This is a genomic window from Baia soyae, from assembly GCF_004341445.1.
GTDB lineage: Bacteria > Bacillota > Bacilli > Thermoactinomycetales > Thermoactinomycetaceae > Baia > Baia soyae.
Genome location: NZ_SLXV01000062.1, coordinates 1 through 9,642 on the forward strand (window position 1 = coordinate 1; position 9,642 = coordinate 9,642).

Sequence of the window (9,642 nt, forward strand, 5' to 3'; positions counted from 1 at the left end):
CTATCCCTCCATGTAGTCGATTCTATATAATTAGAATTCGACAAAAAAGACCGCAAACCTTGTCTATAAAATAGACTTTGTCTGCGGTCTGAAAGACCCAAAGGCTTGTCCTTTGGGTCTTTCTTTTGTTTGATTATACAGTAGTCAGTAATTCGTTCTTTTCTTGTGACACAATTCGGTATAGACGCTCCAAATCGCGGAATGTTAATTCCTTTTTGAGTATCTCCTGACATTGGATCACTTTCATTAAGGAAGTTTTGGATTGATGGACAAATCGGTTTCTCTCTGCTTGTTCCAATGCAGATTGATACGTCCGTAGAGCTTCACCGTCTTCTCCTTTTCCTTTTTCACAATCCCCGAGTGCCTCTAAAGCCATCACATAATAGATTTTATTTGTATGGTTTTTCGCTTTTCTAACAGCATCTCGGAGCCAGCCTTCTGCTTCACTCCATCTTTCTTGATAATTATATAAGTTCCCCAAAGATAGATAAGTTTGAATCATCCGGTATTCATGTGAATGCTTCTCTTTATGTGTCGCAGCTTGTAACAAGACTTTCTCTGCTGATTCAAAATCGCCTTCTTCAATATAGATCTTTGACAACACGTGCAGAAGGTCGACTGCTCCCTCACGCCACATGCTCATTTTAGCTAATTCAAGCCCCTGGAAGACAGCAGAAGTAGCTTCAGCTAGATAACCTTGTTTACACCAGAAAAATGCCTTTAGGCGGTATAAATCCACCTTTGAATATGGGTTTGTTATCTGATCGAGGGATTCCCACAGCTCATTCACAATCCCGAGTGCCTTCTCCCAATCTTCTTGACCCGTATAGATCTTTGCCTTTAATAACAATAACTCATAGCAAATCTCTCCGCGATCTCCTCCTTGAACAAACGACTGGCTTCCTAGATCAATCCAGTTTTGTGCAAGTATCATATCACCTTGTTCTTCGATCGCAATCTTAGCGAAGAGATATTGACAAGCTGCCTTTATGTTTGTAGACTCGAGCTCTGTTCCAGCTTCCAATAAATCTAACGTACTTTGTAATTGCCTTTTTGCTTTTTCCCAATTTTGTTTTAGGAAATAGCATCTACCTTTCAAGTATGTATATTGCGCCAACCATTTGCTCTTTCGATCGATTTTGAAACTACGTAATTGCTCAAGTCCTTGATCTGGACCAAATAGATCCATAGAATGCTCAATGAAATTGAGTTGATTTCGTAATTTCATCTCCCGTTTTTCTTCCACTTCTACAAACACTGAGAACTGATCTACATCCAGTTCCAATTTACCGCATAAGTATGTAATTTTCTCAAAAGAAATATTTTTCATTCCACGCTCAACAGAACTAATCGTTGCACTTGAAATATTTTCATCCTGCAAGTCTTTTAGACGTAAAGAACGTTCTTTTCTACAAGAACGGATCAATCTACCCAACCGTTCCCGATCTAAAGGGAAATAGCACATGATAGTCACCTACTTAAATTTTTTAAGTTAATCGTATGAATTATAATACTTCGAATGGTTTCATTCAATCCCTTTATAACAAGCATATGAATTTTTTATTACATTCACACACCATTTAAAGCGAAAAGAAAAAAACAGCTCTTCCCATATCGAGCTGTTTTCCTATATTTCATTATTTTTTTTCTGATAGCCACGTCGACAATTTCTCTAAGTCTTCTGCTTTGATATAACTTTTTTGTGCAGGCATCCGGCCCTTACCGTTTTCTAGGATCTTATGAATATCCTCTTTACCCAGCTTACTACCAACCTTTGTAAGATCTGGCCCAACTCCTCCTTGCAAATTCATTCCATGGCAATTCATACAATTCTTTTGATAAGTAGCCTCTGGGGTCCCAGCATCTACCGCAGGAGGGGCATCAGAAGTTGGCTTTGTTTGACTTGAGCAAGCGGTTATCAGTATAAAACTACATATTAAAACAGCAATCCAACTCTTCTTCATGCGTAAACACTCTCCTATTTCATTACTCTTCTGTGACTGGCTTTCTGGACATAAGTTCTGCCAAATCGCGCTCATCTTCTTTCTTTTGCTCTCTCATCCATCTTTTGAACACAATCCCAATCGCTGAGATATAAACAAGCTCTTGCACGATCTTCATGATCACTCCACCTAGCTGTTGATCGTTTAGTGGTGTGAGAATAGGTGCAAGTTGAGACATTTGACGATACGTTTCAAATAGCACATGGTCCCCAAACATAATCAAAGCACAGGCAGGTGTAAGTAAGAACCCATTTGCAAAAATAAATACTAACTTTAACAACGGCTTTGTTTTATCCCACTCCGGGACTGGACAAACAACAGGCCACCACATACACAAAGCCAAAATAAGTAAAATCGTGTGCGAAACATAGTGTAAAAAGTGACTCTCCATGATAGCGTCAAAAATAATCGGCACATGGTATAACGAAATGGCACCATTAAATAAAAAAAGGATTACGATAGGCCCTGTTAAGAAGCGAAAGACTGGACGTATTCCCTTCAATTCAATGACTGGACGAATCATCCAATCAGGAATTCCTAGCCATAAAAACGGCGGAAGCACGATAAATAAAAGCGACATCTGAAGCATATGCATACTAAACAATTCATGCGCCAAGAGGTCTAACGGGCTACTAATCGCTAAATTGGCGATAAAAATCGCAAACATAAAATAAAGCTTCTGAGAAACAGAAACCGGATCCTTACCAGGAAATTTATGTCGGTACGGTCCTGTAATAAGTAAATAGACAACAGCAAGTCCAATAAATAATAAGTTTAATTGCAAATTCCAGTTAGCAGCATACAAAAATAACTGCATAAAATCCTGAAAAGACATTGGAAGTCCTCCTCCCATACCTTACTTCGAGATTACTACCAACCACATCTTATCACATATTAGACACATAACAAAAAGCACGTTTGTGACACTTTAAAGAATATGTGAATAACTGAACAAAATACCCTCTCTCCTATCATGATAACTTCGAATTAAATATGTAGTTTGTGAATGAGCTCTCCTATGTTTCCATTTTTGTTTGTATAACAAACTAGTCTAGATCTGGAGGAATTCAAAATCCTCCAGATCTTTTACTCTCCTCTCATCAACATCTGATAGTAACTCTTTAAATCCTCAGCAACTCTCTTCCAACTAAACTTCTCTTCTACGATTTTACGAGATTGCTGCCCCATTTCTTTTAGCAACTGTGGATTCTTTAGCCAATGGAGTAGAACCTTCTCGATCCGTTTACTCAAAATATCGGGAGATAATAGTTTCCCGTTTACTCCATCTTGGACCACTTCACCAATTCCTCCCACAGTGGTACTTAAAACAGGTAATCCAGTCGCCATCGCTTCCAGATTCACCAGACCAAAAGCCTCATTTCCTACCGATGGTGTGATCAGCAAATCTGCTAGTTGATAAATGGAGGGTAGTTGATCATTTGGCACATAACCTAACCATTCGACTTGTGTTACACACGGTTCCACTAACTTCTTACATTTTTTGAGATATTCTGTTTCAAACTCTTTGCCATAGTAACTACTTCCAGCAATCAATAATTTCGCATCCGGTTCTTGCTTCACGACTTCTACAAACGCTTCTAACAGATGATGAAGACCTTTTTGTGGAATGATTCGTCCTACAAAAAGCAGGACAGGCCTTCCTCCAAGCTTCCTTTTTTGGCGCTCCAAAATGCGATTTTGTTGGCAATCTGGCTCATGAATAGAAGGGAACATCTTCAGATTAACGCCTAAAGGTACCACATGGCAACGATCCGAAAGATTCTCCTCCATAGCAATCACTCGGGATCGGAGGAACTGGCTATTTACCAAGATCATATCGTATTTCTTTAAAACCTTACTTCTTTCTTTCGGATTGATGTAAGGGGGCCTGATATAGCTTTCTGAGTGAAGAAAGAGAACCTTTTTTCCTTGTAGTTGTTGAATGGGAGGATTCATAATCCAGGTGGGGCGATTTTCAAATTGGATAATCTGGTTCGGGTTCTGAAGCAAATACTGTATTACTTCTTTTCGGTAGCGCCTCCGGTCAGAAGAGAAATTGATTTGACGAGCCGGAATCTGATTGGAACCATGTATACCAATTCCCATTAATGTAACAGGTAATTGATGACTTAGATGGTTTGTAATCTGACGAGAACAAATTTCTACTGAACCACTCCCTGCTTGATCAATGGGTAAATTCCCCGGAGTAACAATACTAACCTTCGGGCTTTCTTGTTGTTTCTGTATCATTTGCTTTACAAGATATCCCGCATATTCCATAGGTTTTTGTATCGTTTTATGCCATGCATCAAAATCTTGCGCTTGATGAAATGTAATTCGAAGATCTCGACCATTCACTTCAATAATCCATATCTTTTCATCTACATCAATAGCAATATCAAATCCTAAATCGGCTAAACCAGGATTCGTTGTTTCAAGCTTTTGGGCCGCTAGGATAACCAACTCTTGGATCTTCTCCTTCATCTCTTGAGCATCCTTTATATTTAGATCGCATAAAACCTCATCTATCTTCTTCGATTTCCCCCCAACAGCTAAATTAGTAGCAATTCCATGCTTCACTCCAAGCCTGGCAACCATACCGGAGACACTCCATTGCCCGTCGGTTCCTTTTTGGACTGCTATACGAAAATCAACCGCTTGATCATTGATCGTTTGGACCGCAATGGCCTGTTGAATCAAGAACTCATCTTTTTCGGCTTTCCTTTCTAACTGAATTTCCAGCTCGGGATTCGGGTATATCTCCATTACTCCAGTGGAATGGATCATCCGCCATTTATTTTCCTGTTGATCGATCCGACAAATATCGATCCCCAAACTTTTTTCAAGGGGCTTCACATAGACAACCTCGTACTGCTCCTGAAACGTGCGCCAATTATTTATGGATAGTAACTGCGTTTTAGGAAGATAGGGATCGATTTCTGGAAATTGGGATAAATCCTGGTACACCTTCCACTTATTTAGACGATTATCTTGATTAAATACGGTTACTCCAGTTGTCTGTACTAGTTTTTCTACTTGCTTTTTCGTACTCACTGGCTTCACCCGATTATGAATGATAGCAGGGATGGGAATGGTTATTTCTTTAAAAGTATTCTGCTCTTCTCTATATTGAAATCCCGTAACAGTGCGATTTTTAAAATGTACGTGATGAATCGTAAAGAAGATGGGTGTAAGACCTTCTCGTTTCGCAAATCGATGGTACATCACGAAGGACTCGTAAGGTGATCGCTGACGTAAACAATCAGCAAAAATCCTCTGACTAATGAGAATACCTATTCGCGACAAGACCTCCACCTCCCTCCTATTTCAATTAGACTATGCCCGAAGTAGGGAAAGTCACAAGTATATTTGTCCCCTATCAAAAAAAATAGACGCATGCTGATAGGTTATCAACATGCGTCTATTCTTGACTTACCCAATTATAAAAGGAGAAATTTCCTGCATCCACCTCTGTCGGCTTCATTTGCTTATACAAAACTCCTTTAGATCGAAAACGTCTTGTATATTCAAAAGCTTGCTCCGAAGTTTGAATTTGATTTCTCTCCCATTCCAATAGGATTCGATCTATATAACGAAAGCTTACTTTTCCGCAAAAAACAGCTTCTCGTAATGCTGCCTCTATTAAATCGTCCGAGTATCCGTCATCATCGATCCACCGTGACAATGTCTCACACTCAAACGGTGATAAAGCCCTTCCAAATTCTCGCTCAAATAATTGAAATAAGCCTTGGTACGCATTTGGTTGTTCTTCTATGTCAGGTGTTTGTCGACCAATATAATTAGCGGCTAGCTGTCTGTAAAGTGGGGTTAACGAATATCTTTCAGATTGAAGTCCATTTTCATCCGTAACATCTTCCAATTCGATAAAACCATGTTGTACCATATGATGAAGAGCATTACTTATCTCTTCATAACCCATATGCATACGAGATTCTAGCAGTTGAATCGAAGGGAGTGGATTCCATTCCTTCTCTTGAAAATTGATCAGATGGATGAGAATCATAACATCTTTCTCTGTTAAACCAACCTGCTTATATTCTTGTAAAAGGATTACAGGTACAGACACAGATCCTTGCAACAGAAAATTAACTAATGTTGTCTGAAAAGACCCAGATTGTTCCAAGAAACATCCACCTCGCTTACTTCATCCTTTAACTATACCACGAATTCTTTAATAAAATAGTCTTGAAAATAGGAAAAGCATCTACATCACGAAACTAAGTGAGTAGATGCTTCTTTCCTCTATATATTAAGGATAGAGACGATTTAACATACGAGGGAACGGAATCGTTTCACGCACATGATCCAAGCCACAAATCCAGGCAACGGTTCTCTCTAGTCCAAGTCCAAATCCAGAGTGAGGAACGGTGCCATATTTACGCAGATCTAGATACCAAGCATAAGCCTCTTTGGACAAACTATGTTCCTCATAGCGCTCCGCTAATAGTTCAGGATCGTCAATCCGCTGTGATCCGCCAATAATCTCTCCATATCCTTCTGGAGCAATCAAATCAGCACATAGTACCACTTCAGGTCTCTTTGGATCTGGTTTCATGTAGAAAGATTTAATCTCCGTTGGATAATGCGTAATAAACACAGGTTTATCAAAGCTTTCAGCGATTTTCGTCTCATGAGGTGCACCAAAATCTTCACCCCACTGAATATCATCAAAGCCCTCACGATGTAATAACTCGATCGCTTCATCATATGTAATCCGCGGAAATGGTGCTTTAATCTTCTCTAACTTCGAAATATCACGCTCAAGCGTTTGTAATTCTGTTTGACAGTTTTGTAAAACTGACTGAGCTACAAACTCTAGCATCTGTTCTTGGTATTCCAAGTTTCCTTCATGATCCACAAATGCCATTTCCGGCTCTATCATCCAGAATTCAATCAAATGACGACGCGTCTTGGATTTCTCCGCACGAAAGGTAGGTCCGAAAGAATACACCTTATTGAGCGCCATCGCCGCCGCTTCTGCATATAGCTGTCCACTTTGTGACAAGTAAGCGTCCTCATCAAAGTACTTGGTATGAAACAAATTGGTTGTCCCTTCACAAGAAGAAGGTGTTAAAATCGGCGGGTCTACTAATGTAAAACCTTTTTGGTCTAAAAACATTTGAATCGCCCGAATGATTTCTGCACGGACACGAAGAATCGCTGCTTGACGAGCAGAACGGATCCAAAGATGACGATGATCCATAAGGAAATCGGTGCCATGTTCTTTTTTCGCAATTGGATACTCTTCAGCGACTTGTATGGTCTTCACACTCGTTACGTCTAGTTCGAAGCCCGAAGGAGCCCGATCATCTTGACGAATCATTCCCGTAACGTATAGTGAACTTTCCATCGTCAATAATTTCGCTTCGTCCCAAATTTCTGGAGCTACCTGATTGCGTACTAAAACTCCTTGAATCGTGCCTGTCCCATCTCGCAATTGTAAGAATTGAATTTTACCACTGGAACGTTTATTATACATCCATACACCTATGGTAACTTCTTGTCCTACATATGCAGAGACTTCACGTATTGTTATCATTGACATAACTACCCCCATCTGTTAAAAACGCTTCTTTCCATTATAGACTGCTAAAAATTTCATCGTCAACGAATTCGGTCAAAGGATTTCTTATTTTAGACAGAAATTGAAGTGAAAAAATCTACTATAATGGACGTATTGCTTTAAACACTTAAGTCGGACAAGCAAAGGAGTGAAAACAGTTGAAACGAATTATATCGATTATCACAGCTATTTTAGCTGTCATTCTGTTCGTTATATTTTTCCCATTTGGTAAATCGGCAATCTCTCCGGATAGTAACAGCGATTCACCGAGTAAAGCGGAGAAAAGGGAGAATTCATCTAATAAGCTTCAGATTGCTGCATTTGGTGACATCATGATGCATACACCACAGATTAAAGCAGGTGACCTAGGAGCAAACAAATACGACTTTCGTTCCTTTTTTAAGGAAGTCAAACCTTATATTAGCCAAGCAGACATCGCGATTGGAAACTTTGAGATGACATTGGCAGGGCCCTCTAAACCATACTCTGGTTTCCCACAATTTAATGCACCTGACCAGATCGTGGACGCACTGAAAGACTCTGGGGTTGATGTCGTAAGCACATCGAATAACCATGCTATGGATACGGGAGTAGACGGAGCCATTCGAACCCATAAAGTCGTAAATGAACGTGGAATCCAAACGACAGGTACCTCTCCTTCTGCAGAGAAACGGAAACCACTCATTGTCGAGAAAAATGGAATCAAAGTAGCTTTTCTCGCTTATACAGAGCTTACAAATGGAATTCCTGTTCCATCAGACAAGCCGTATCTGATTGATTTGATTGGAGATGGGACAGGAATAGCCAAAGATATCGCTCAAGCGAAAAAAGAAGGTGCTGAGTTAGTTTGTGTTTCTCTCCATTGGGGTGTTGAATACCAACGAAACCCAAATCCGAGCCAAAAATCAATTGCTGAGAAAGTCTTTAAAGCGGGAGCGGATGTCATCTTCGGTAGTCACCCTCATGTCCTCCAGCCGATGGAGAAAATGAATGTAGATGGAAAAGAGAAATATATTATCTATTCAATGGGAAACTTTGTCTCTAACCAAAAAGACCGTTATACCGATGAGGGAATTATTGTATATGTAGATGTAGAGAAGGATTCAAAAACCAATGAAGTAAAACTAAAGGAATTTTCCTATCTTCCTACCTTTGTCCATAAATACAATGCAAATGGGAAGCAACAATATGCTATTATCCCTACACCTAAGCAAGAAGCAAGCGACTTGCCTTATCCTGGATTATCAGCGTCCAAATGGAAATCAGTTTGGAATGACACCGTTTCACACGTAAGTCCCGGTGATGCAATTCCTGTCTATTCAAATCCAGCTCAAAAACAATAAAACAAAAAAACAGTTGATTCACCGTCAACTGTTTTTTATTGCCTATTTCAATACCTTCTCAATCTCCAATTTTAAGTCCTCTGGCTTGGTAGTAGGAGCAAAGCGCTTCACTACATTCCCACTAGGATCTACCAAGAACTTCGTAAAATTCCACTTAATCGCTTCACCTAAAATTCCTCTTGCTTCCTGGGTCAAATACTGAAAAACAGGGTGAGCATCCGAGCCATTCACATCAATCTTATCCGTAATCGGAAACTTCACTCCATAGTTTATCTCACAAAACTCTTGAATTTCTTCATTCGAACCAGGCTCTTGTCCCATAAATTGATTACACGGAAAGCCAATTACTTCAAGGCCTTGATCGTGATACGTTTCGTACAATTCCTGAAGTCCTTTGTACTGAGGAGTAAAGCCACATTTACTAGCCGTATTTACCAATAGAACTGCTTTTCCGCGATAATCTTCAAATGACTTTTCTTGTCCGTTCGATAAGACAACCGATAGTTGATAAAAGTCCATCATTCCACCTCATTCTACGAGATACCTTTACTATACCATGTATTCAATATTCATATAAATTATTAAACAAAGCAAAACCATCTACACAGCGTAGATGGTTTCAGACCGCAGACAAAGTCTATTTTATAGACAAGGTTTGCGGTCTTTTTTGTCGAATTCTAATTATATAGAATCGACTACATGGAGGGATAGC

At 39.6% G+C, this 9,642-nt stretch carries 8 protein-coding genes; 1 reads left to right on the plus strand and 7 read right to left on the minus strand.

Going from position 1 to position 9,642, the window contains the following annotated elements; all coding sequences use genetic code 11:
* Positions 1–133: 133 nt before the first annotated feature.
* From EDD57_RS13650 to asnS, 6 genes are all read right to left on the minus strand, one after another.
* A complete protein-coding gene (locus EDD57_RS13650; protein ID WP_131849968.1) occupies positions 134–1,465 on the minus strand; it encodes a helix-turn-helix domain-containing protein in 1,332 nt (443 codons plus the stop codon).
* A 172-nt stretch (positions 1,466–1,637) separates the two neighbouring features.
* The gene (locus EDD57_RS13655) at positions 1,638–1,964 is read right to left on the minus strand and encodes a c-type cytochrome (protein WP_165873837.1); all 327 of its coding nucleotides are present in this window, start codon (positions 1,962–1,964) and stop codon (positions 1,638–1,640) included.
* A 22-nt stretch (positions 1,965–1,986) separates the two neighbouring features.
* Positions 1,987–2,838, minus strand: a complete 852-nt coding sequence (locus tag EDD57_RS13660; protein ID WP_165873838.1) for a cytochrome c oxidase assembly protein — start codon at positions 2,836–2,838, stop codon at positions 1,987–1,989.
* 251 nt (positions 2,839–3,089) lie between these two features.
* A complete protein-coding gene (locus EDD57_RS13665) occupies positions 3,090–5,309 on the minus strand; it encodes a YheC/YheD family protein (RefSeq protein ID WP_131849971.1) in 2,220 nt (739 codons plus the stop codon).
* Positions 5,310–5,424: 115 nt separating this feature from the next.
* Positions 5,425–6,147: a DnaD domain-containing protein gene (locus tag EDD57_RS13670; protein WP_243649565.1), complete on the minus strand. Its 723-nt coding sequence runs from the start codon at positions 6,145–6,147 to the stop codon at positions 5,425–5,427.
* Positions 6,148–6,273: 126 nt separating this feature from the next.
* Positions 6,274–7,569 (minus strand): asparagine--tRNA ligase, encoded by a 1,296-nt coding sequence (asnS, locus tag EDD57_RS13675; RefSeq protein ID WP_243649566.1) that lies wholly within the window; start codon positions 7,567–7,569, stop codon positions 6,274–6,276.
* Between the two features lie 176 nt (positions 7,570–7,745).
* Between asnS and EDD57_RS13680 the strand changes: the two genes are divergently transcribed.
* A complete protein-coding gene (locus EDD57_RS13680) occupies positions 7,746–8,930 on the plus strand; it encodes a CapA family protein (protein WP_131849973.1) in 1,185 nt (394 codons plus the stop codon).
* 42 nt (positions 8,931–8,972) lie between these two features.
* Here the strand turns inward: EDD57_RS13680 and EDD57_RS13685 are convergent, their stop codons facing one another.
* Positions 8,973–9,449: a glutathione peroxidase gene (locus EDD57_RS13685; protein ID WP_131849974.1), complete on the minus strand. Its 477-nt coding sequence runs from the start codon at positions 9,447–9,449 to the stop codon at positions 8,973–8,975.
* Between the last annotated feature and the right edge of the window lie 193 nt (positions 9,450–9,642).

What these genes read in the sequence shown, in the direction of transcription:
- EDD57_RS13650 (WP_131849968.1), bottom strand. Translation starts at nt 1,465, where the DNA reads ATGTGCTATTTCCCTTTAGATCGGGAACGGTTGGGTAGATTGATCCGT.
- EDD57_RS13655 (WP_165873837.1), bottom strand. Translation starts at nt 1,964, where the DNA reads ATGAAGAAGAGTTGGATTGCTGTTTTAATATGTAGTTTTATACTGATA.
- EDD57_RS13660 (WP_165873838.1), bottom strand. Translation starts at nt 2,838, where the DNA reads ATGTCTTTTCAGGATTTTATGCAGTTATTTTTGTATGCTGCTAACTGG.
- asnS (WP_243649566.1), bottom strand. Translation starts at nt 7,569, where the DNA reads ATGTCAATGATAACAATACGTGAAGTCTCTGCATATGTAGGACAAGAA.
- EDD57_RS13685 (WP_131849974.1), bottom strand. Translation starts at nt 9,449, where the DNA reads ATGGACTTTTATCAACTATCGGTTGTCTTATCGAACGGACAAGAAAAG.